Origin of the sequence: Klebsiella sp. 141153, assembly GCF_032601995.1 — a bacterium.
In the GTDB taxonomy this organism is placed as follows: Bacteria; Pseudomonadota; Gammaproteobacteria; order Enterobacterales; family Enterobacteriaceae; genus Klebsiella; species Klebsiella aerogenes.
On record NZ_JAQIRJ010000001.1, the window covers coordinates 393,585 to 417,020 of the forward strand.

The following is a 23,436-nucleotide window of genomic DNA, read 5'->3' on the forward strand; positions in this document are numbered from 1 at the left end:
TCCTGACGAATTTGTCCTCGCTCACCCCAGTCACTTACTGGAGTAAGCTCCTGGGGATTCCCTGCGTCGCCGCCTTCCTGCAACTCGAATTATTTAGGGTATAGATATTATCTATTAAGCCATTGGTTAATTTTATTGTACACAAACACGACATCGCGTTGATAACCGCCATTAATTAGCGATGAATTAATGGTGTTTTAATTATGGGCTGTTTTTATTTTCCACGCAATATACGGCCTGCAAAGCAGGCCGGAGAAATAAACCATCTGTAGCGGCGTAATGGCCGATATTATGCAGGGTTATTCAGCCTGACGGCTGGATAATTCTTCAAGTAGCGTCGCGGAAGGTACAAAGAACAGACTGCCGGTAACCGGGCGACTGTAATCGAGCAGTCGATCGTAATTACCGGCCGGGCGACCGACGAACATGTTTTCCAGCATCTGTTCGATGGGCGCCGGGCTGCGCGCATAACCGATAAAATAGGTACCAAACTCGCCCATCCCGGGTTTGCCGAACGGCATGTTGTCGCGCAGGATTTTAATCTCCTCGCCGTTCTCTTCAAGCGTGGTCAGCGAACTGTGCGAACAGCTTGGTTTGACGTCGGCATCCAGTTCGATGTTGGTCATTTTTTTACGCCCGATAATACGCTCCTGCTGTTCGACGGTTAGCGCATTCCAGCCCGCCATATCGTGCAGATATTTCTGCACGATCACGTAGCTACCCCCGGCGAAATCTGGGTCTTCTTCGCCGATAATGGTGAAATCCGCCGCCGCGCGCCCCTGCGGGTTTTCACTGCCGTCAACGAAGCCAATCATCGCCCGACGGTCGAAATAGCGGAAGCCGTGAACTTCATCGACAACCGTCACCGCGTCACCCAGTTTATCCATCAACTGCGTCGCCAGCTCGAAGCTAAGCCCCATATCATCGGAACGGATATGCAGCAGCAGATCGCCCGGCGTAGAGACCGCCACGCGCTCTCCGCTGCCCACGCGGCGGAAAGGATGCAGCTGCTGCGGGGTGGGCTGACCAAACAACTGCGGCCAGATCTCAGCGCCAAATCCGCAGATGCAGGAAATCCCCGCCTCCGGCATGCGGGTACCAACGGAACGCACCACCGCGGCAAAATCATCGCACCAGTCGCGCACGCGGCTCAGGCTCTCAGCGCTGCGCGCTACGGTCGCGACGATGAATATCGCCGTTCGCGGCAGCGGTAAAGTAATCGCCTGAGGTTCGTTAATTTTCATATCATCCTCTGTTATTGCCAATTAACGGCAAGGTAGCGTTGGCTCCTGCAGGCAGGAGTCGAAAGTTGTTTACGCGTGAGCCAGTTCGCCGCCGGGCGCTTCGTATGGATCAATGTGAATCATCACCTGTAGCACCTCATGGCGCGCGAGCACATTTTCCCGCACCGCCAGCGCGATAGCATGGCCTGCACGAACCGACAGCTCGCCCGGAACTTCAATATGGACATCGACGAGGATCAGGTCGCCCGCCTTACGCGTTTTTAGATCATGCAAACCCACTACGCCGCCGGTTGCGGCGATGGTGTCGCGTATCGCATTCTGGGTTTGCGCGTCGACCGAGCGATCCATTAAATCATGTAAAGCATCGCCGGCAAAAGTGTAACCCATTCGTGTAATCAATACCCCTACTAACAATGCCGCCACGGGATCCAACCAGGCAATACCGGCGAGGTTACCCACGATCCCCACCGCCACCACTACCGACGATGCCGCATCCGAGCGCGCATGCCAGGCGTTCGCAATTAATAATGACGATTGAATGCGCTTTGCTACCGCCAGCATGTAACGGAACAGCGTCTCTTTTGCGATCAGCGCCGTCAGGGCCACCCAAAGTGCCGTAATATGCACGGATTGAATGGTTTCCGGATGGAGTAGTTTATCCACCGCCGACCACAACATACCGACGCCGACAACCATTAAAATCGCGCCCAATATCAGCGACGCGCCATTTTCGTAGCGCCAGTGGCCATAATGATGATCGCTGTCGGAAGGTTTACGGCTTTTCTTATTGGCAATCAGAACCACAAAATCAGCAATTAAATCGGAAAGAGAGTGGATGCCATCGGCAATAAGCCCTTGCGATCCTGAAAACAGGCCAGCGATAATTTGCCCGGTCGATAAAAACAGATTAACCACGACGCTGACCAGGGTGCTTTTACGCGCGGCCTGTGAACGCTGATGATATTTATTATCATTCTGTTGGTTTTTATTTTCCATCATCCCTCCCGAATAAAGTGTGGATGATAGCCTGATATGAATCAGCGATATTCAATATTAATGGCTTGTTGATAATAAATTTAAAATAAATAGCCTGAGTTATAATATATAAATGAGAATGATTGCGCTTTAAAAATAGCCGACATTGAGCGGCTATTTTTTTATTTTATGACGTTGCCATTCGACGCATAGCGCAATGATAAGCCCCATTTCGCACCGAGGCGCGGAGCACCCGCGCTACGCCATTGACCGCCACTCTCGCGGTTCGCCGCTGCAGCGGATTGATGGGGATCGCCAGCATCTGCTGCGCCCAATCGGGGAGCAGATCGATTCCGGCGACCATCATCCAGCGCCCTACCGGCTGGCTTAGACGGCCCGGCAGACGGGTGTTGAGCAGCACCTGCGCCACTTCTTGCGTTCGCTCATCACAACGTAACTGTGGGCGCATATCCTGCAAATACTCCGCCACCTGACGTGGCGTTTCGGGGATGTCTTCGGCGCCAAGCCGACGGGCGACCTCCGCCGCTTCGCGGTAGTATTGCTCCTGACGCGCGGCAGTAACGATGGTGCGCTTATAACGCAGATGAGAGGCCATAAAGCTGCTGCACTCGGCCACGTGAACCCAGGTTAAGAGCGCCGGATCGCTGGCGCGATAGGGTGTGCCGTCCGGCGCAACGCCGCTGATGCGCTGATGGATCCCCTGCACTTTGGCGATTAATCTTTCGGCATCTGCGGTAGCGCCAAACGTGGTGGCTGAGATAAATTGACTGGTGCGGCGCAAACGTCCAAAGATATCCTCGCGAAAACGCGAATGATCCCACACACCGGCCAGCGCCAGCGGATGCAGCATCTGCAATAATAGCGCGCTAATGCCGCCGCAGAGCATTGAGGTAAAGTCGCCGTGTACCTGCCAGATAGCCGACTGCGGGCCAAATAAGCCCGGCTCGCCCTTCGGGTTTTCAAAATCAATCTCTTTTAACGCCATCCCGGTTAAACCCAGGACCTGTGATTCAATCATGCCGCGTATGCTGGTCATTGCGTTGCCCGTCGCTATCCGTAACGCCACCAACATAACACCATTCGCGGCGGCAGGCATTTGCCGACGGTGACTTTAAACGCCAACGCGCCCGCGTTCCCGCGGGCACGCCACGGATCAAGCGTTGAGCTGATAATCGAGGGAGATGTCGGCTTTCAGGACCTGCGAAACCGGGCAGCCAGCTTTGGCTTTCTGGATAATCGGATCAAAGGCCGTTTTGTCGATACCCGGCAGGACAATATTGCTCTGCAGCGCAATCTTGGTGATGGCGAAACCGCCGCCGCTCTTATCCAGCGTAACCACCGCAACGGTATCGATAGAGGTCGCCGTATAGCCCTCTTCGCTGAGCATTAATGACAGCGCCATTGAGAAGCAGGCGGCATGGGCCGCGCCGATAAGCTCTTCCGGGTTAGTCCCTTTAACACCTTCAAAGCGGGTATTAAAACCATAAGGTTGTTGGTTCAGCGCGCCGCTTTCCGTCGAGACGGTGCCTTTACCGCTTTTCAGATCCCCTTCCCAATGCGCCTGACCTTTCTTATGAATTGCCATCGTTTCACTCCTTTTTGACGTTAAAGGAGTAAGTATAGACAGCTCTAGCTGACCTGAGCCAACTGTTGCTGAATGGCCTCCAGAAACAACGGCAGCGCGCTGGGCTGATAATCCCGTGACAGATAGATGCCATAGACGGCCAGGGATTTTGGCGTATATCCAGGCAGCACCTGCTTTAGCGCGCCGCTGTTTAGCGCGCGCCGGGCTTCCAGTTCCGGCAGCATGGCGATGCCGCATCCGGCAACCGCCGCTTCCATCAGCAGAGAGGAGATCCCGGCGCTCAGATTGCCGGAGACGGCCACCGACACGGGTTCACCCTGCGGATCGGTAAACTGCCATGTCGGGGTGGCGAAATGGCTATAGTGCAGACAGTTATGTTGACTAAGCTCCTCCGGCGAATTTATCTGGCCATGCTGCTGTAGCCACCTCGGCGAGGCGCAGAGTACCGAGCGGCAAATGCCAAGCCGCCGCGCTATCGCCCCCGGCTCCGGATTATCGGTGATCCGGATGGCGACATCGATACGCTCGCCAATCAGACTCACCGGATGGTTATTGATATCCAGTTCGAGACGCAGTTGCGGGTAGCGGGCCAAAAACTCCGGTAGCAGCGGTGAGAGCAACTGCATGGCGGTAAAGTGCGCGCAGGCGACCCGCAGCGTGCCGCTCGGCACCGCGCGTTCCGTCTGCCCCGCGATCTCATCCGCCAATTGCGTGAGGCTACGCGTTTTCTGCAAAACCTTTTCGCCAGCGCTGGTTAAAGTCAGTTTGCGCGTCGAACGATGAATGAGCCGGGTTCCGGCCCAGTGTTCCATCTGCTCCAGATAGCGACTCACCATCGGCCGCGACATACCAAGCGCCCTGGCCGCCGCGCTCAAACTGCCCAGCTCGCATATCCGCATATATACCTGGGCGGCGATCACTCGATCCATATCCGTATCCATCTGCACGTTTTATGAAACTCAGCATCTCTTTTTTCAGGAATTTTCGCAAATCAAGAATGACGTAAAATAAACCTATTCACCTGAAAGAGAGAAAACCAACATGAAAGTATCTGCCCTGGCCATCGCCACCGCCCTGTTCAGCACCACCACTTTTGCCGCGCCGTTGACCCTGCAAACCTACAACCCGCAGGAGAACGCGATCTTCGCGGTGAACTCCACGCTGGCCTCCGGCCCGCACGAGGCGGTGCTTTTTGACGCCCAGTTCAGCGTTAAGGATGGTGAAAAGCTGGTTGAGATGATCAACAAAAGCGGTAAGAAGCTCACGCACATTGTGATCACCTCCGGCGATCCGGATTTCTATTTTGGCCTCGAGCCGCTGGTAAAAGCCTTCCCGCAGGCCAAAGTGGTGGCGACCCCTCAAGTGGTTAAGCATATTGAAGAGACCAAAGCGGCGAAGCTGGCTTACTGGGGCCCGCAGATGAAAGACGGCGCGCCGAAGCAGGTCTATGTTCCACAGGTATTAGCCGCAGATAGCTTCACCATCGACGGCGAGAAAGTGGAAATTCGTCAGCCGCAGAACTACGGCGCGTTCGTCTGGATCCCGGCGAATAAAGCGATTCTTGGCGGCACCGGCGTCGCCTGGGGCATGCACGTCTGGACCGCCGATACCCAAAGCGCGGCGAGCCGTCAACAGTGGCGCCAGACCCTTAACGATATGGCCGCGCTGCATCCGCAACAGGTGATCCCGGGCCACTACCTCGGCACGCCGCCGGCGGGCGACAAGGCTATCGTCTTTACCCGCGACTATCTGGAGAAATTCGAGCAGGCGCTGAAAGCTCATAAAGATTCCGCCAGCGTCATCAAAGCCATGCAGGCGCAATATCCGGGTCTCGCTGAAGAAAGTTCGCTGGAGCTGAGCGCGAAAGTGAACACCGGCGAAATGAAGTGGTAATCGCCCGCGCCTGAATCGAGAACGCTCTTAATCTGCCGACGCAAGGTTGCTATTCGCAAAAAAATGGACCACGATAATCCCGTCGCGTTAAAAAGCGCGGCGTACTTAGGGTTACGTTTCGTCCGGCTTGCGTCGGGCTTGTCCTTGAAACCAGAACAGGATTAAGGAGTAAGAATGAAATCGAACCATCAGGCACGTCATCTTCTCGGTCTGAACTACAAGCTTTCACGCCAGAAAAAAGTGGTGCTGGAAGGCGACGAAGAAACTACCGTTAACCATATCCATGCTACGGGCCGCAAACGCCGCGGTGGTTAATTTTCCAGCTGAGTGATGATAAAAACACCATCCGCTAAACAGGATGGTGTTTTTTTAAGACAATCCCACGCTTCGCATCCTTCTTTTGTTACCATCTGCTCTATACTCTGCCCGCTGCATTTCCTGCCAGCCCGATCGCTTATCGCCGCGCCCGGGTCTGAAGTGAACATCAAGGAGTTAGTGCGATGCAATTCATCTATAAAAAAAACCGTTCTCTTTATATCCCCTACGCTGGCCCGGTTCTGCTTGAGTTTCCGTTACTCAACAAAGGAAGCGCCTTCAGCATGGAAGAGCGTAGCAGCTTCAACCTGCTGGGCCTGCTGCCGGAAGTGGTCGAAACCATCGAAGAACAAGCTGAACGCGCGTGGATCCAGTATCAGGGATTTAAAACCGAGATCGATAAGCACATTTATCTGCGCAACATCCAGGACACCAACGAAACCCTGTTTTATCGCCTGATTGGTAATCATCTCGATGAGATGATGCCGGTTATCTATACCCCCACCGTCGGCGCCGCCTGTGAGCGTTTCTCGGAAATCTACCGTCGCGCGCGCGGCGTGTTCATCTCTTATCAGAATCGCCACAACCTCGACGATATCCTGCAAAACGTACCGAACCATAACGTCAAAGTGATCGTGGTGACCGACGGCGAGCGTATTCTCGGTCTCGGCGACCAGGGTATCGGCGGGATGGGCATCCCTATCGGTAAGCTGTCGCTCTATACCACCTGCGGCGGTATCAGCCCGGCCTACACCCTGCCTATCGTGCTGGATGTCGGCACCAACAACCAACAACTGCTCGACGACCCGCTGTATATGGGCTGGCGTCATCCGCGCGTGACCGACGACGAGTATTATCAATTCGTTGATGACGTTATCCAGGCCATCAAAAACCGTTGGCCAGACGTGCTGCTGCAGTTTGAAGATTTCGCGCAGAAAAACGCCATGCCGCTGCTTAACCGCTATCGTAACGAGATTTGCTCGTTTAACGATGATATTCAGGGCACCGCGGCGGTCACCGTCGGCACATTGATCGCCGCCAGCCGTGGCGCGGGCAGCCAGCTCAGCGAGCAAAAAATTGTCTTCCTCGGCGCGGGCTCCGCCGGTTGCGGTATTGCTGAACAGATCATCGCGCAAATCATGCGCGAAGGGTTGAGCGAAGAGGAAGCCCGCCAGCGCGTATTTATGGTGGACCGCTTTGGCCTGTTGACCGACGGCATGCCGAATCTGCTGTCGTTCCAGAGCAAGCTGGTGCAGAAGCGCGAAAACCTGCAAGGTTGGGATACGACCAACGAAGCGCTCTCGCTGCTTGACGTGGTGCGTAACGTGAAGCCGAATATTCTGATCGGCGTTTCCGGCCAGCCGGGGCTGTTCACGGAAGAAATTATTCGTGAAATGCACAAGCATTGTCCGCGCCCGATCGTCATGCCGCTGTCGAACCCGACCTCCCGCGTTGAAGCCACACCGCAGAACATCCTGACCTGGACCGACGGCGAAGCGCTGGTGGCCACCGGCAGTCCGTTCACCCCGGTGACGGTTAAAGGCAAGCAGTACGCCATCGCGCAGTGTAATAACTCCTATATCTTCCCGGGTATCGGCCTTGGCGTTATCGCCGCGGGGGCATCGCGCGTCACCGACGAGATGCTGATGGCGGCAAGCGAAACCTTAGCCAACCACTCGCCGCTGGTGAATAACGGCGAAGGTCCTGTACTGCCGGAACTGAAAGATATTCAGGCCGTGTCGCGCGCTATTGCGTTCGCTGTCGGTAAAGTGGCTCAGGAACAGGGCGTGGCGGTGAAAACATCGGCCGAGGCGCTGCTGCAGGCCATTAGCGATAATTTCTGGCAGCCGGAATATCGCAACTATCGCCGAACCTCAATTTAATACGTAATCTCTAACCGGGCCAAATATCGGCCCGGTTTTTTTGTCTAATTCGCCTGCCGCTTATTTATATTTTTCGTTCTGATATTTCTTACACCAATATATAAATAAAAACACTTGCTACTTTTCCTTACCCATGCAACATTTTCCACCCCCACATCAAACAAAGGAATGCAAAGTGGAAAATGTGACTTTCAAAGAAAACAAAAACACACAGACAATGATCCGCGTCGTATTAATCCTGATAGGTCTTACTGCTATCTTCGCGGGTCTCTCTCTCTTTAGTGGCGATATGTGGCGAATCATACCCGATGCCGACCCGGAAAAAACCGCAACCGGTACTCTCGTTGGTCTTATTATATATTCACCCAGTAAATTCTTTTTTGCGTTGCTATATATTTTTATCGCCCCTCTAATATGGCTTTTGCTTGTTCGAAAAATCAACTTTCACCTTCTGCACCACCCTATCATCCCTGCAATTTTGTTTCTCTGCGCAGGCATCTTTGTTTTTCTGCATCCAGAAGTGACACCGGGCGAAGACTTGAGCATTCAGTACAGTCGCCACAATAGTTATCATACTTCTATATTCTGGCGAGAAAGAATAACCCGTATTTATCTTAATAACACAATTAAATACGAAACATTTGTCGAGACTAAAGACTCCAGTTGGGATTTTAGCAAATATAATATTAAAAGCGCCTGGCGCTGCAAAGTCGAACAATATTCAAGTTTTTCAACTCTGGGCTTCTATGAAAGCTGGTACCCGGACGATGATCCGCAGGTAATGGCCGCGAACTGTAGACAAATTACGGATATTGAAGGACTCTCTAAAGAAACACTCTACAGTGCCCAGCGGATTGCCACTCAAAATCCCCCGTCAGCGTCGCAAAAAAAGAACGATGAGTAAAATACGACGAAAACCGACATAAACATGTCTGGCTGGCGCGGAATGCCACTATTACTGGTAAACGCGACTTCACTATCACAGACGAGTTAATAGCCAACCACCCGTTAAGTCAGCTGGCAGGAGTGCAAACAGGTCACTCCTGCCCTGGTTGCAGCCTCAGCAAGCCCCTTTGTTCCGTGCGACATCTCAAACTGCCGTCATCGGCAATAAACCCGTACCTGTCTGCTCCACTTTATTGCAATATTTATCGCCGTGTTTACTAAACACCCGTCCATCCTTACGAGTGGCTTCACATATGCTTTATTAACTCGCTCATCCGCGAGTAAAGGTCTTGCCCGCTTACCCGGTCGCCGATAAATTAGCAATCAGATAACGCGGTGCTGAAATAAGCGCGCAGCAAAAACAGAAGGTTTAGGTATGGCGAATATTCGTGATGTCGCCCGTCGGGCCGGGGTGTCAATTAGTAGCGTGTCCAACGTACTTAATAATCGCACACAGCAGATGCGCGAAGAGACCCGACAGCGGATAGTCAAAACGATGGCTGAGTTAAATTACCGCCCGCCGCGTTGCGCCCCGCCGGTCGCCGATTCAGCAACCAAAATGCTCGGCCTGATGGTACCGTCTATCGTCAATCCGAGCTTTTCAGCGCTGGCACATGAACTGGATACTGCCGCGCGCGCTTTTCGCCATCGCCTTTTATTAGGCATTTGCTTCCGCGATGCCGCCGAGGAGTCGGCATTTATCGCGGATATGTTTTTGCATGGCGTACGCGGATTGATCGTCGCCGCCAGCGACGTACGCAAAACCCACTTTGTACGTGCAGCCGAACAAGGCATGACCATTATTAGCTATGACAATCGGCTGGCCGAAAGCGTCCCGCCTCGGGCGCGCTACTTCGATAGTGTCTCAATGGACAACGTTGAAGCGGGACGTCTGGCGGCGCAACATCTGCTGGACAACGGTTGCCGCAATATCGTCTTTGCCACCGAAAGCGGGTTAACGCTAGGGCGCAGCCATAAAATCCTCGGCTTTCAGTCCGCGCTTGCCCAAAGCGGAACAGCGGCAAGAGGCGTGGTGATAGAAGGCAGAGGCAATCGGGAATTCGGCGACGCCGAGATGTTCGAACTGGGCGTAAGTCTGGCGCAAAAAATTAGTGCCCGCACGCCGCGAGTGGATGGCGTGGTGGCGATTAACGATGCGTTAGCCATCGGCATGATGGTTGGGCTCCGCGCGCAGGGCCTGAGAATTGCGGAAGATATTTCGGTCATTGGCATCGATAACATCGCCCTCTCAGCGCTCTCATCGCCCGGCCTTACCTCGGTAATGGCCCCGCTTTCGACAATGGCGTCGATGATGGTAGAGCGGCTCGTCCAGAGAATTGCTGAGCCGGGATTACAAACCGACGAATTTATCTTCGCTCCGGAAGTGATTCAGCGCCAGTCGGTAAGAATAAAGCAACCATAGTTGTTTTATAAATAAATAACACGATGCAGATAATATTTATTATCAGCAGGGAGGCTTACACCCTTTTAGACTCAATACGCATATTAATGTCGGGATTCCCATCCCATTCTTTTGTACTTTAACGAGTATAACCGGAAATAATGATGAACCTACAATCTGCGCAAAATATAGAAAAGAGCGCCATTAAGAAATTGACATGGCACATTGTTCCATTAATGATATTGCTTTATTTTCTGGCTTTTCTTGATCGTAATAATATGGCCTACGCCGCAATGGCGTTAGAGGATAGCCTTGGTCTGACGGCCACCGCCTTTGGCTTTGCTTCGGGAATATTTTTCATCGGTTATTTTATGTTTGAAATCCCCAGCAACGCCGGCACGATTAAGTTCGGTCCGCGGCTGTGGTTCGCGCGTATTCTGATAACCTGGGGAATATTTGCCACCTTGATGGGCTTCGTCAGAACGCCGACCGAACTCTATATCTGTCGTTTTATGCTCGGCGTGTGCGAAGCCGGTTTCTTTCCTTCGGTGGTGTACTACTTCACGATCTTTTTTCCGCCCGCCTGGCGGACCAAAATTCTCGGCATGTTCATTATTGTTCAGCCGCTATCCAACGCCGTCGGTTCACCGATTTCAGGTTTAATTCTGCATATCGATAACGGCTGGTTTGGCCTTGAATCCTGGCAGTGGTTATTTATCCTCGAAGGTATTCCGCCGATCGTTATTGGCCTGTTCATCCCTTTTATTATCAAGAATTCACCACAGGAAGTCGGCTATCTCAACGCTGAAGAAAAAGCGTGGTTAATGAGTAGTACGAACCGTTCAAAATCAGGTAGTAAAGTCTCGCTGGCTGAGTTCGCCAGCGGTATTAAAAATCCCAAATATTTGCTTTATGCACTGCTGAACTTCGGGATGGTTTGCGGGATTTACGGCTTCGGAATGTGGCTACCGTCGATTATTACCGCCATTTCCGGCGATGACATTCTGCGCGTTAGTATGATTGCCCTCATCCCCTACGGCCTGGCGGCGCTACTGGTTTATCCATGGAGCATGCTGGCGAGTAAAACGCGAAAAATCGCCGTTTTTGCCGGTATCAGCATGGTCGTCGCCGCATTAGGACTCGCCGGCGCGGTGGTGTTCTTCAAGTACAACGTCGCGGTTTCACTCTCATTCCTGACCATTGCCGCCATTGGTATCTATACCGCGGTACCGTGTTTCTTATCGATGCCTGCCAACGTCTCGGCGGGCGCGGCGACGGCCGCGGGGCTCGCCGTAGTGAGCTGTATCGGCAACCTGGGCGGCTTCGTCGCCCCCTACGTGGTCGGCCTCCTTAACGACTTCAGCCACAGCAGCACGCCGGGTCTGATATTCCTCGCCATGTGCCTGCTAATCACCGGCCTGATTTGCATTTTCTACTGCGCCAGACAGCGCGAAGGCGTCATTCAATCCTGAAAATTTAAGGAAACATCATGGGAACTCTTATTGGTAAAAAAGCATTTATCACCGGCTCTGAACAAGGTATCGGCTGGGCTACGGCGGAAAAACTGATTCTGGCGGGATGCGATGTCTTTTTACACTATCACAGCGGTGAAGAAGGCCCGCAAGCGCTGGCGGCTATCGCCAGCGCGCGAGGGCAAAAAGCGGCCTGGCGCTATGCGGACTTGATTGACACTGAGGACGCGACCGCCTGCGTGCAGGCCGCCGCGGAATTCCTCGGCGGCATTGACATCCTGGTGAATAACGTCGGCGGCATCGTCGGGCGTAAGTGGCTTGGCGAAATTGACCGTCAGTTCTGGCAAACGGTGTTAGACGTCAATATGACCACCATGCTTAACGTCACCCAGGCGGCGCTTCCCTGGCTCAAATCGGCAACGGATGGCGCCAGCATCATTAACCTCGCCTCGCTGGCTGGGCGCTCCGGCGGGCATGCCGGATCTCTTGCCTATTCAACCACAAAAGGGGCCATCCTGACCTGGACACGCTCTCTGGCGGCTGAACTGGGCGAGCATGGCGTACGCGTCAATGCGGTTGCGCCGGGGCTTATTCTCGGCACCCGTTTTCATAACCGCCACACCACACAGGCATCGGCTGATGAAACCATCCGACAAATTCCGCTAAAGCGCGCGGGAACGCCAGATGACGTCGCCCGCGCCATTGCTTTCCTTGCCGGCGAGTATGACGGATTTATCTCCGGCGCCACTATCGATATTAACGGCGGAATTTATCGCATGTAATGCAAACCGGGCGGCCAGAGATTGCCGCCCGCCAGGGAGTTCCTGATGATCAAATTCGAAATTATCCATCCACAACTGCTGGCTGCTCTGGCGAGCTGCGGCCATAAATCACAAATTCTCATCGCGGATAGCAATTATGCCTGTCGCGTTAATGCCAATGCCGATGCCACGTTGATTCATCTCAACCTCGCGCCAGGCATGGTACCGGCAACTTATATCGTCGAAAAACTGCTTACCTGCGTTAATGTCGAACACGCGACGCTGATGGCATCGCCCCCGGAATTCACTAACACCATCGCCAGTGAATATCGGGAGCTTCTACCGACAAACTGCCCGCTTGAATTTGTCGAACGCCAGGCGTTCTACGCTAAGTCCCGGCTGCCGTTGACCCAACTGGTCATTGCTTCCGGCGAACAGCGTCGTTTTGCCAACCTACTTCTCACCGTGGCCCCGGCCTAATCGTCGTACCCGCCGCCGATAAGTCCGGCGGCGCGATCCTCAATGCTGGTATCTGGTCAAAAGACAATTTAGGCACTACACTCCCTGCATCCATCAACCTACTGAAAAAATAAGGAGGACCCCTATGCTGTACTGTGAACTGTTTAATGTTTCACATACATTTGGCGATCGCGCCAGCTCAAGCGTTATCGGTATCGTGCTGCGATAACTTTAGCTTGAGCGAAGAAGCCAACGACTAAATCCCTTCCTCGGGCTTACCGGGTTATCGTCAGCGATGTTTGACGAGGCATTCTCATGCCTGTAACTCTTGAGTAAGTTCACAATGAGCACACTTTTAAGCGCACAATCTCTCCACGTTGATACGGCCTTTGGCCCACTTTTCAACGACCTCTCCTTTACCCTGAAAAAAGGCGATCGCATTGGCCTGATTGGCTATAACGGTTGCGGCAAAAGCACGCTATTGCAGGTGCTCGACGGCACTCTCACGCCGAATTCTGGCAGCGTATCGCGGGCTAATCACTGCCTGCTGGCGCGAGTAGAACAACATCTTCCTGATGCCCTACTCAGCCAACCGTTATTACAGGTGGTACTGGAAAAACTGGCGCCTGGCGAACGGGATTCGCTGCGCTGGCAAGCGGAGCGGCTGCTCGCTGAAATGGGTTTTACCGTTCAACAGACCCAACAGCAAGCCGCCACCCTGAGCGGCGGACAGCATACCCGTCTGTTGCTTGCCCGCGCCTTGATCCAACAACCCGATTTGCTGTTGCTGGATGAGCCAGGCAACCATCTCGATCTGCCGACCCTGCTGTGGCTGGAAAGCTTTTTACAAACCTGGCAGGGGAGCTTCGTGGTGGTGTCGCACGATAACCTCTTACTGGATGCTGTAACTAATACCAGTTGGATTTTACGCGATAAAACGCTGCACGCTTTCTCACTCCCCTGCAGCGCCGCCCGTCGGGCGCTGGAAGAGCAAGATGCAAGCGATGCTCTGCGCCACAAAGCGGAACAAAAGGAGATCGACCGCGTCGCTGCCAGCGCCAAACGGCTGGCCATCTGGGGCCGGGTTTACGATAACGAAGATCTGGCGCGTAAAGCCAAGCAGATGGAAAGGCAGGTTTCACGCCTGAAGGATAGCCAGACGGAACTCACCGCCGGCACGCCGTGGCGTCTTGAGGTGCATGGCGACGCCGTTCGCGCCGATCGCCTGCTGGAGATGGAAAATCTCCCCGTTCCGCCGGCGCCGGGTCTTCCCGCCCTGTTCACCACCGGTGTGGCGCGGCTGCAAAGCGGCGACCGGGTAGCGATAATGGGTCGCAACGGCGGCGGGAAATCGTCGCTGCTGCGCCTGTTATGGCGGCAAATGCAGCAACCGGCTAGCGAAGCCGGCCTGCGTTTACATCCGCGGCTCCATGCGGGTTATTACGATCAAACCCTGCATCAACTGGCGGATGAGGCCAGCCTGCTGGAGGCGCTGGAGCCCTTTGAGCCTTCACCGGAAACGCGCAAGCGGGCGCTGATTTCCGCCGGCTTCGGCTGGGCGCGACACGGGCAGAAGGTCAGCACTCTCAGCGGCGGCGAACGTTCGCGACTGCTGTTTGTCGGCCTGTCGCTGGCAAGCTATAGCCTTCTGCTGCTCGATGAACCCACCAACCATCTGGATATGGAGGGTAAAGAGGCGCTGGCGGCGACGTTGCGGGAATATCCCGGCGGCCTGCTGCTGGTGAGCCACGATCGACAGCTCATCAGCCAGAGCTGTAACCGCTTCTGGTTAATTGATGAAGACGGGTTAAGCGAGTGGCACGACGTCGACGAGGTGTACACCCGTCTGCGCGGCAACGAGCGCCTTCAGAGCCCGGCGACCCAAACGCCGCCGCAGGCGACGACCGTCGACGACCTGCAAGAGGATCTGCTGGAACGTCTGGTGATGCTGGAGCAGTTATTGGCGGACGATCTGCAGCGTAAGCCGAAGCATCAGAAACCGCAGCTACAGGCGCAGTGGCGTCAGGAGATTGAGGAAATTAATATACAGTTGAGTTAACACGCTTATGCCACCGGAGCTTTAGCGCCCCGGTGGCATGACGGCTTTAGCGGCGGGTAAACTGTTGCTCAAGCATGGTCTTCCCCCATTGATCGCCCCGCCACTCTTTACTCAGCGTAAACCCAAAGGATTCATATAATTTACGCGCCGCCTGCAAGCCGCTAAATGTCCATAGCTGAACCGCATCGAAGCGCTGATTATCACAAAAGTTGATGGCTTCAGTCAGCAAGCGCCGCCCCACGCCGCTGCCACGACAGCCATCGCCGAGAATAAACCAGCGCAGATGCGCTTCATTATTACCGAGGTCTTCGCCATCAATGGCGACAGAGCCGACGACGACGCCATTTTTGACCGCCAGCCAAATCTGGTTACGTTGATTGTTCAGCCTGCCAGAAAATTCAGCCAGACCGCTGGCGACTTTACCTTCAAAAAAATGGCCAAAGCCGTAATGCCGGGCGTAATACTCACCGTGCATTTGCGCAATGCGGCCAATCATTCCCGGCTGATAGCCGGTGACTATCGTGATGTCGTTTGGTCTGCTCGTGACCGGCTGCTGACGACAGCGCTCAAGCGCCCACGAATAGGCCGTCAACCCCTCGGCAACGATCTGCTGCTGTGCGCTATCCAAATGCGCCAGCGCCTCAATCACCCGCATGGCGCCGTACTCATGAATGCGGGCGACCGTCGCCTGCCCTTTGGTTGTCAATGAGAGTTGTTTAAAACGCCCGTCATCAACACAACCATTTTCCTCTATCTCGTTAGCGGTCTGCAGGCGCGATAGCATGCGGCTGACGCTCGATTTATCCAGCCCCAATACCTGCACCAGTTGCGCGGCGGTCATCGCGCCATGATTAGAAATCTCCAGCAGCGCATGCACCGCTGAAGGTGAATAGTCGGTGGCCGCCAGCGTGCTGTTCATAAAGCCGAGCTCGCGCACCATCAATCGTGATGCGCAACGAATTTGATCGATAAGTAAAGTGTCAGACATGGTGACATCCATGAATCAAGATAGTTGCATCATACAACCACCATTCGCTCACCCTGTCAATCACCCTGACGCACGTAGCGCAATGCCGATTAAGCCCCCTAAAATTAGTATAAACGGATGAATATTGTGCCAAATATGCGGCAAATCCCCCCATTCCCAACCATACCGCTTGTAATTAGCGACATAAGATCTAATCCTTAATGAGTATTATTTTCGCTGTTAGCACCTTCGTATCATTAACAAGGAGAAACGCATGAAAGCTGCTGTAGTCACCCACGACCACCAGATTGATGTAACCGACAAAAAGTTACGCCCGCTGGAGCATGGCGAAGCGCTGCTGAAAATGGAATGCTGCGGGGTCTGCCACACTGACCTGCACGTGAAAAACGGCGATTTCGGCGATAAAACCGGCGTCATTCTTGGCCATGAGGGCATCGGCATCGTGGAAAAAGTCGGCCCTGGCGTGACGTCGCTGAAGCCGGGCGATCGCGCGAGCGTGGCCTGGTTCTTCGAAGGCTGCGGCCACTGCGAATACTGTAATAGCGGCAACGAAACCCTGTGCCGCTCGGTGAAAAATGCCGGCTATACCGTCGATGGCGGGATGGCCGAAGAGTGCATCGTCACCGCTGATTACGCGGTCAAAGTGCCGGATGGACTGGATTCGGCCGCCGCCAGCAGCATCACCTGCGCCGGCGTCACCACCTATAAAGCGGTGAAGGTCTCACACATCAAACCCGGCCAGTGGATTGCCATTTATGGCCTCGGCGGCCTGGGTAACCTGGCGCTGCAATATGCCAAAAACGTCTTTAATGCCAAAGTGATCGCCGTTGACGTCAACGACGGACAGCTGGAGCTTGCCGCCTCGATGGGCGCCGACCTGACGGTTAATTCCCGCAACGAAGACGCCGCCAAAATCATTCAGGAGAAAACCGGCGGCGCCCACGCGGCCGTGGTTACCGCCGTTGCTAAAGCGGCATTTAACTCCGCCGTAGATGCGGTTCGCGCCGGCGGCCGCGTCGTCGCCGTTGGCCTACCGCCGGAAGCGATGAGCCTGGATATCCCTCGCCTGGTGCTGGACGGTATTGAAGTAGTGGGTTCGCTGGTCGGTACCCGTCAGGATCTGATTGAAGCCTTCCAGTTTGCCGCCGAAGGCAAAGTGGTGCCGAAAGTCACTCTGCGCCCGCTTGGCGATATCAACGCCATCTTTAAGGAGATGGAACAGGGCCAAATCCGCGGCCGCATGGTTATCGATTTCCGCCGTTAATTCTGTCTGACTCTGCCAGACGAAAAAGTCTAACCTGCTGACTATTCCCGCATGTTGGGAATAGTCAGAATTCGCAAATGCTTAGCGCAAATCGTTGGTTCCTTTGTATTCCGTCGCGCCCGATGATGGCAAGACAATAGATAACAAAGGAATTCACCATGCAAAATCGCTTTCGCCTGGCTACGCTTGCCGCCCTTTTTATCGCAGGCGCATTTTCAGTTTCGGCCGCGCAAACGCCGATCAAAGGCGGCACCTTAATTTATCTGGAACAACAGCCGCACACCAATCTCTATCCGCCGGCCGGCGGTTTTTACCCTAACGGCGGGATCCTCAATCAGATAACCGACAAGCTGACCTGGCAGAACCCGGAAACGCTAGCTATCGAGCCGTGGATCGCCGAAAGCTGGACTAGCAACGACGATAAGACCGAATATACCTTTAAGCTGCGACCTGGCGTCACTTTCTCTGACGGCACCCCACTCGATGCCAACGCGGTCGCAAAGAATTTTGATACCTACGGTTTGGGCAATAAAGCCCTACGTCTGCCGGTTTCCGAAGTGATCAACAATTACGATCGTAGCGAAGTCATCGATCCATTGACCGTCAAATTCTACTTCAAAAAACCCTCACCGGGATTCCTGCAAGGTACCGCGACGATTGGCTCCGGGCTGGTTTCCCTCAGCACCCTGGCGCGAAGTTTTGAGGCGCTGGGCGATGCCCGCCATATCATTGGTTCCGGCCCCTTTACGGTAAAAGATGAAAAACCCGGACGCGAACTAACCCTGGTGGCGCGGAAAGATTATCAGTGGGGGCCGAAAAATCTTGCTCAGCAAGGCCCGGCGAACCTCGACGGTATTACCTATATCGTCACGCCGGAAGATAGCGTACGTATTGGCGCGCTGCTGGCGGGACAGGCCGGGTTTATTCGCCAGGTGCAGGCCTATGATGAAAAACAGGCGACCGACCAGGGCTTTAATATTTATGCCGCGCCGACGCGCGGCGTTAACGATAGCCTGAGCTTCCGCCCTGATAATTCGCTGGTTGCCGACCTGCGGGTACGCCAGGCGCTACTGCATGCTACCAACGCCAAACAGGTTGTCGAGACCCTTTTCTCACCTAACTATCCGCAGGCAAGTTCCGTCATCGCCCGCACCGCCGCGGGATACGTCGACTTAAGCGACAAACTGGCCTTCGATCAGCAGAAAGCCAAACAGCTGCTGGATGAGGCGGGCTGGATCCCGGGCGCGGATGGTATCCGGCAAAAAGCGGGACAGCGGCTGGCGCTCACCGTCTATGAATCCCTGCCGCAGCCGCAGAACAAAGAGGTGCTACAGCTGGTCGCGCAGCAGTGGCGTCAGGTTGGCGTGGCCTTAAGCGTGAAAGCCGGCGACGCCGGCAGCCGGGTACTGGATAATCTCGACCCGCTGAAAACGCCATTAACCGTTTCTGAAGTTGGTCGCGCCGACCCGGACGTGGTGAAAAGTATGTTCTTCCCGGCTAATCGCGATGCCTTGCTGCAACAGGGCGGTTCGAGCGACAAAGTAAAATCCTTCCGTGACGATAAGCTCAACGCCCTGTTAACCGCAATCTCTGCCGAAGTGGATGGGCAAAAGCGTCTGCAGCTAACTGGCGATGCACAGCGTTACCTGCTGGATAACGCCTACGTCATTCCTATCTTTGAAGAACCGCAGGTCTTTGCCGGCGCGTCATGGGTAAAAGGCGTACGTTTTGAAGCCGTAGGCCGTCCGTCGTTTTACGGCGTATGGCTGGATAAACACTAAGGGGGCGCCATGAGCCACTATCTTTGGCGACGGTTGGCACAAGGCGTGCTGGTGCTGTGGGCGGCCTTCACCCTGACCTTTTTTCTGCTGCAGGTACTTCCCGGCGACGCGATTTTGATTAAGTTTCAGAACCCCGATCTGGGGCTGAGCCCGCAACAGATCGCCGAAATGCGTGTGGCCTATGGTGCAGACAGCCCGCTGTGGCGGCAATATTTGCATACCTTGCTGGCCATGCTGCAGGGGGATTTCGGCTATTCACTCCAGGCGGGACTGCCTGTCAGTTCCCTGATTGCCAGCAATTTACCCGACACGCTGGCGCTGGCGTTGCCGGCCTTCGCGCTGGCGGTTCTGCTGGCCTTTGCGATCGCTATCGCTTCGCGTTTGCCGGGGCTACGCGGTATCAGCAATCTGCTACAGTCGTTGCCGGTGCTGTTTATTTCACTGCCGACCTTTTGGCTCGGCATCGCCTTAATCCAGATCTTTTCATTCCAATTGCACTGGGTCCCGGTTATCAATCCCGGACCTCTGCAAGGCCTGGTGCTACCCGTTATCGCGGTGGCGATACCGATTTCCGCGCCGCTGGCGCAAATTCTGTTACGCACCATGGATCACATCGCCGCACAACCCTTCGTTGCCGTTGCTCGCGCCAAGGGAATGAGCGAAACGCGGGTGTTATGGCGGCATGTCACCGGCAATGCTCTGTTGCCGACATTAAACATTGCCGGCCTGCTGCTGGGAGAACTGATCGCCGGGGCCTTAATTACCGAAACCGTTTTTGGCCGCAGCGGGCTCGGCCAACTGACGCAGCAGGCGGTGAATAATCAGGACATTGCCATTCTTCAGGCCGTGGTGATGATTTCAGCGCTGGGCTTTGTCGCGATCAATCTGCTGGTCGATCTGCTGATGCCGATGCTCGACCCGCGCTTAAAACCCCTGCGCGGAGGTGCGCTATGAGTCTGGTCGATTATGCCTCGGCGGCACGACGCCGTCCGGTGAACTGGCGCCGTTTTTCCTTCCAGCCTGGACTGTGGCTGGCATGGTCGGTGATGACGGTTGCGGTACTAATGGCTTTCGCGCCGCAATGGTTTACCGCGTTTAATCCGCTCGACGGCATCGCTGGCGCCCAGCGTCTGGCGCCGCAGGCGGGACACTGGCTGGGTACCGACCAGCTCGGTCGCGATGTGTGGAGCCGAATCGTCTACGGCGCAGGGCATTCGCTGTCCGCGGCCCTGGCCGCCGTCGCTATGGGACTGGTTGTCGGCACGGCGTTGGGCACCGTTGCCGGCGCGCTGGGCGGGCGGGTCGAAGCGGTCGTCATGCGGATTGTCGATATTCTGCTGGCTATTCCCTCGCTCCTGCTATCACTAACGGTAATCATACTGCTCGGTTTTGGCACCCTGAACGCCGCCATGGCGGTTGGCGTTGCCGCTATCGCCAGTTTCGCCCGACTGTCGCGCGCCGAAGTCGTGCGCATTCGTCACAGCGACTATGTCGAAGCAGCCTACGGAAGCGGAGGCACTTTTTTGTCCGTATTCTGGCGGCATATTCTGCCTAACTCGCTTTCGCCGGTGCTGGCTTTCGCCACCCTCCAATTCGGCCAGGCTATTCTTGCCCTCTCAACCCTGAGTTTTCTCGGCTATGGCACTCCGCCGCCGGTGCCGGAATGGGGATTACTTATCGCCGAGGGGCGTAACTATCTTTCCACCGCCTGGTGGCTCACCACCTTCCCCGGAATCGCGGTCATTGCCGTGGTACTGGCAGCCAATCGTATCAGCCAACAACTCAACAGGGAGCGCCGATGAACGTGCTTAGCGTAGAAAACCTCACCATCAGCTACCGCTCTGGCGGGTTGTGGCGCGAAGTGGTTCACCGGGTTAGTTTTACGGTTAAACGCGGCGAGATGCTGGCGTTCGTCGGCGAATCCGGTTCGGGCAAAACCACAACCGCCCAGGCGATTATCGGCCTGCTGGCGGAAAACGCCCGCCTCGATGCCGGGACGGTTCGTCTCAACGGTGAAGAGATTAGCCGCTGGTCAGGCAAGCGGCTGGATAGCCTGCGCGGGGCCAGAATCAGCCTGGTGCCGCAGGATCCCGGCAACTCGCTGAATCCGGTGCAAACCATCGGCGCGCAGGTCGGCGAAATACTCCGCCTGCATCAAAAAAACAGTAAAACCGAGCGTCGAGAGCAGGTTATCGCCCTGCTGGAAAAAGTCGGCTTAAGCCATCCGGAGCAGCGCGTAGACCAGTATCCGCACCAGCTCTCCGGCGGTATGAAGCAGCGGGTGCTGATCGCGATTGCCATCGCCCTGAAGCCGGATTTGATTATTGCCGATGAGCCGACCAGCGCGCTCGACGTGACGGTACAAAAAAGAATCCTCGATCTGCTCGATCATTTGCGTCGTGAATCCGGCACCGCGGTGCTATTTGTCACCCATGACCTCGCGCTGGCGGCGCAGCGTGCCAACCGGCTGGTAGTTTTTCGTCACGGTGAAATTCAGGAACAGGGCAACACGGGAGATGTTATCCGCACCCCACAGCACGGCTATACCCGCCAGTTGCTGTGCGATCTACAGGGGCAAAACCTGCACTTAACCACCGCCATTCGCCCGTTTGTTACGCCGGCAATACGGGTTGAAGGCGTGAGCAAACGCTTTGCGTTAGGGGGCAGCCATCTGCAGGCGCTGAATAACGTAAGCTTTATTTTACCGCGTGGCAGTACCCATGCGCTGGTCGGCGAATCGGGCTCAGGAAAAACCACCCTCGCCCGTATCTTACTGGGTTTTGAGCAGGCCGATAGCGGACAGGTGTCCATTGACGGTATTGCCAGCGGACAATTGAGCCGCGAGGCCCAGCGCCAGCTGCGGCGCAAAATTCAGTTTGTTTATCAAAACCCTTTCGCCTCACTCGATCCTCGCCAGACCTTGTTCGACATTATCGAAGAGCCGCTGAAGAATTTTCAGCGCCTGACCAAAGATGCGCGGCGCCAGCGGGTCGAGTCCGCCGCCGCCCGCGTCGCGCTGGCGCCGGAGCTACTCAACCGAACCGCTCGCGAGCTATCCGGCGGCCAGCGTCAGCGGGTCGCTATCGCCAGGGCTCTGATCCTCGAGCCCACGATTCTGGTGCTCGATGAGGCCACCTCAGCGCTGGATGTCACTGTGCAGGCGCAAATTCTCGCCCTGTTGCTGCAATTACAGCAACAGCTTGGGTTGAGTTATCTGTTTATCACCCACGATCTGGCGACTGTGCGTCGCATCGCCCATAGCGTGACGGTGCTGCGCGCCGGGCAAGTCATCGAACAGGGCGAGGTAAAGCAGTTGTTCGCCGCGCCGCAGCACGACTATACCCGCGAGCTGCTCGCCGCCATTCCTCATTATCACGCACCCAGCATGGAGATTGCATGATGCCTAAACGTCTCGGATTTTTCACCCGCCTACTTGATCGCGCCGCGCCGCAAGAGCGCTATCGCCTGGCGACGGAGCAGATCCGCCACGCGGAACGGCTGGGCTTTGATAGCGCCTGGGTGGCGCAACACCATTTTCATGAAAATGAAGGCGGATTACCGTCGCCACTGGTGTTTCTTGCCCATGCGGCGGCGCATACGCAACGGATCCGTCTCGGTACCGCCATCATTACGCTGCCGATGGAAAACCCGCTGCGCGTCGCGGAAGATGCGGCAGTGCTGGATTTACTCGCTGAGGGTCGCCTGGAAGTGGGTTTTGGCTCCGGCGGGACGCCAACCTCTTTTCTCCCCTTTGGCCTGGCCTGCGAACAACGCGGCGCGATCTTCGCCGATCATCTGCATTTGATTGAAAGCGCCTGGCGCGGCGATACGTTGGCTCATCCGGACAACCATCTTTATCCGCCTGCGCCGCAGCTGGCAAAACGGATTTGGATCGCCACCTTTTCGATTGAAGGCGCTATTCGGGCCGCTAAATCCGGCCATGGGTTGATGCTATCGCGCACGCAGCCGCGCCCGCCAGGTCAAAGCGAGCTGCCGCTGGATGCGATTCAGAACCCGATTATCGACGCCTACCTCGCCGCGCTGCCTGCCGGCGTGTCGCCGCGAATTCTGGCCTCCCGTACCGCGTTTATTGCCGACAGCCAGGGGTACGCGCTACAGGCCGCAGAGCCGGGATTAAGTAAACAGGCGGCAGCCCATCGCGCCGCCGGCCATGAAATTATTGGTGACAATGTCACGGATTACGCTCGCCAGTTGGATGCCCACATTGGCGATGCGCCACATGTGCTTGCATCGCTGGCTAAAGACAGTGTGCTAACCCGGGTGACTGACATTTCGTTTCAGGTCCATTCGGTGGAGCCATCGCATCAGGACACGTTGCGTTCTATCGAACTCATCGCTAAACACATTGCCCCGCAATTCAGATAAGGA

The 23,436-nt window shown here is 55.4% G+C and carries 21 protein-coding genes; 15 read left to right on the forward strand and 6 right to left on the reverse strand.

Translation table 11 applies throughout. The features are described 5' to 3' along the window. Positions 1-299: 299 nt before the first annotated feature. The 5 genes from PGS10_RS01940 to PGS10_RS01960 form a co-directional block, all read right to left on the reverse strand. Positions 300-1,244 carry a Dyp-type peroxidase gene (locus tag PGS10_RS01940; RefSeq protein WP_045394192.1) on the reverse strand — a complete coding sequence of 315 codons (945 nt, stop codon included), beginning with the start codon at positions 1,242-1,244 and terminating at the stop codon, positions 300-302. A 69-nt stretch (positions 1,245-1,313) separates the two neighbouring features. Further along, positions 1,314-2,240, reverse strand: a complete 927-nt coding sequence (locus PGS10_RS01945) for a cation diffusion facilitator family transporter (RefSeq protein ID WP_045394190.1) — start codon at positions 2,238-2,240, stop codon at positions 1,314-1,316. 166 nt (positions 2,241-2,406) lie between these two features. Then, positions 2,407-3,276 (reverse strand): oxygenase MpaB family protein, encoded by an 870-nt coding sequence (locus tag PGS10_RS01950; RefSeq protein WP_063415540.1) that lies wholly within the window; start codon positions 3,274-3,276, stop codon positions 2,407-2,409. A 117-nt stretch (positions 3,277-3,393) separates the two neighbouring features. Further along, complete coding sequence (locus PGS10_RS01955) at positions 3,394-3,825, reverse strand: OsmC family protein (protein WP_316422331.1); 432 nt, start codon at positions 3,823-3,825, stop codon at positions 3,394-3,396. 44 nt (positions 3,826-3,869) lie between these two features. Then, positions 3,870-4,754, reverse strand: a complete 885-nt coding sequence (locus PGS10_RS01960; protein ID WP_047048576.1) for a LysR family transcriptional regulator — start codon at positions 4,752-4,754, stop codon at positions 3,870-3,872. Between the two features lie 112 nt (positions 4,755-4,866). Here PGS10_RS01960 and PGS10_RS01965 point away from each other — a divergent pair, with 112 nt between their 5' ends. The 9 genes from PGS10_RS01965 to PGS10_RS02005 all read left to right on the forward strand — a co-directional run bounded on the left by PGS10_RS01965 (position 4,867) and on the right by PGS10_RS02005 (position 15,014). Continuing rightward, the gene (locus tag PGS10_RS01965) at positions 4,867-5,718 is read left to right on the forward strand and encodes a Vmh family MBL fold metallo-hydrolase (RefSeq protein ID WP_047048579.1); all 852 of its coding nucleotides are present in this window, start codon (positions 4,867-4,869) and stop codon (positions 5,716-5,718) included. A gap of 174 nt (positions 5,719-5,892) precedes the next feature. Next, positions 5,893-6,033, forward strand: a complete 141-nt coding sequence (gene sra, locus PGS10_RS01970) for a stationary-phase-induced ribosome-associated protein (RefSeq protein WP_015366494.1) — start codon at positions 5,893-5,895, stop codon at positions 6,031-6,033. Positions 6,034-6,218: 185 nt separating this feature from the next. Beyond that, positions 6,219-7,916 carry an NAD-dependent malic enzyme gene (locus PGS10_RS01975; RefSeq protein ID WP_015366493.1) on the forward strand — a complete coding sequence of 566 codons (1,698 nt, stop codon included), beginning with the start codon at positions 6,219-6,221 and terminating at the stop codon, positions 7,914-7,916. 217 nt (positions 7,917-8,133) lie between these two features. After that, complete coding sequence (locus PGS10_RS01980; RefSeq protein ID WP_316422431.1) at positions 8,134-8,820, forward strand: glycosyl transferase; 687 nt, start codon at positions 8,134-8,136, stop codon at positions 8,818-8,820. A gap of 417 nt (positions 8,821-9,237) precedes the next feature. Further along, a complete protein-coding gene (locus tag PGS10_RS01985) occupies positions 9,238-10,284 on the forward strand; it encodes a LacI family DNA-binding transcriptional regulator (protein WP_316422333.1) in 1,047 nt (348 codons plus the stop codon). A gap of 143 nt (positions 10,285-10,427) precedes the next feature. Further along, the gene (locus tag PGS10_RS01990; protein ID WP_045394178.1) at positions 10,428-11,735 is read left to right on the forward strand and encodes an MFS transporter; all 1,308 of its coding nucleotides are present in this window, start codon (positions 10,428-10,430) and stop codon (positions 11,733-11,735) included. Positions 11,736-11,752: 17 nt separating this feature from the next. Continuing rightward, complete coding sequence (locus PGS10_RS01995) at positions 11,753-12,517, forward strand: SDR family NAD(P)-dependent oxidoreductase (protein WP_047048589.1); 765 nt, start codon at positions 11,753-11,755, stop codon at positions 12,515-12,517. 45 nt (positions 12,518-12,562) lie between these two features. Then, positions 12,563-12,976, forward strand: a complete 414-nt coding sequence (locus PGS10_RS02000) for an RbsD/FucU domain-containing protein (protein ID WP_047048592.1) — start codon at positions 12,563-12,565, stop codon at positions 12,974-12,976. Between the two features lie 322 nt (positions 12,977-13,298). Continuing rightward, complete coding sequence (locus PGS10_RS02005; protein ID WP_047048594.1) at positions 13,299-15,014, forward strand: ABC-F family ATP-binding cassette domain-containing protein; 1,716 nt, start codon at positions 13,299-13,301, stop codon at positions 15,012-15,014. A 46-nt stretch (positions 15,015-15,060) separates the two neighbouring features. On the opposite strand, the gene PGS10_RS02010 is transcribed toward PGS10_RS02005, so the two are convergent. Then, complete coding sequence (locus PGS10_RS02010) at positions 15,061-16,002, reverse strand: bifunctional helix-turn-helix transcriptional regulator/GNAT family N-acetyltransferase (protein ID WP_047048599.1); 942 nt, start codon at positions 16,000-16,002, stop codon at positions 15,061-15,063. Between the two features lie 253 nt (positions 16,003-16,255). Between PGS10_RS02010 and adhP the strand changes: the two genes are divergently transcribed. From adhP to PGS10_RS02040, 6 genes are all read left to right on the forward strand, one after another. Continuing rightward, positions 16,256-17,266, forward strand: a complete 1,011-nt coding sequence (gene adhP / locus PGS10_RS02015) for an alcohol dehydrogenase AdhP (protein ID WP_015366486.1) — start codon at positions 16,256-16,258, stop codon at positions 17,264-17,266. A gap of 158 nt (positions 17,267-17,424) precedes the next feature. Further along, positions 17,425-19,047 carry a TIGR04028 family ABC transporter substrate-binding protein gene (locus PGS10_RS02020; protein ID WP_316422335.1) on the forward strand — a complete coding sequence of 541 codons (1,623 nt, stop codon included), beginning with the start codon at positions 17,425-17,427 and terminating at the stop codon, positions 19,045-19,047. A 9-nt stretch (positions 19,048-19,056) separates the two neighbouring features. Then, entirely contained in the window at positions 19,057-20,001 is a 945-nt protein-coding gene (locus tag PGS10_RS02025; RefSeq protein ID WP_316422337.1) for an ABC transporter permease, read from the forward strand. Continuing rightward, the gene (locus tag PGS10_RS02030; protein WP_316422338.1) at positions 19,998-20,849 is read left to right on the forward strand and encodes an ABC transporter permease; all 852 of its coding nucleotides are present in this window, start codon (positions 19,998-20,000) and stop codon (positions 20,847-20,849) included. The genes PGS10_RS02025 and PGS10_RS02030 overlap by 4 nt, the downstream gene beginning before the upstream one ends. Beyond that, complete coding sequence (locus tag PGS10_RS02035) at positions 20,846-22,447, forward strand: dipeptide ABC transporter ATP-binding protein (protein WP_047048613.1); 1,602 nt, start codon at positions 20,846-20,848, stop codon at positions 22,445-22,447. The genes PGS10_RS02030 and PGS10_RS02035 overlap by 4 nt, the downstream gene beginning before the upstream one ends. Further along, the gene (locus PGS10_RS02040; RefSeq protein ID WP_165430697.1) at positions 22,447-23,433 is read left to right on the forward strand and encodes a putative FMN-dependent luciferase-like monooxygenase; all 987 of its coding nucleotides are present in this window, start codon (positions 22,447-22,449) and stop codon (positions 23,431-23,433) included. The genes PGS10_RS02035 and PGS10_RS02040 overlap by 1 nt, the downstream gene beginning before the upstream one ends. The last annotated feature ends 3 nt before the right edge of the window (positions 23,434-23,436 follow it).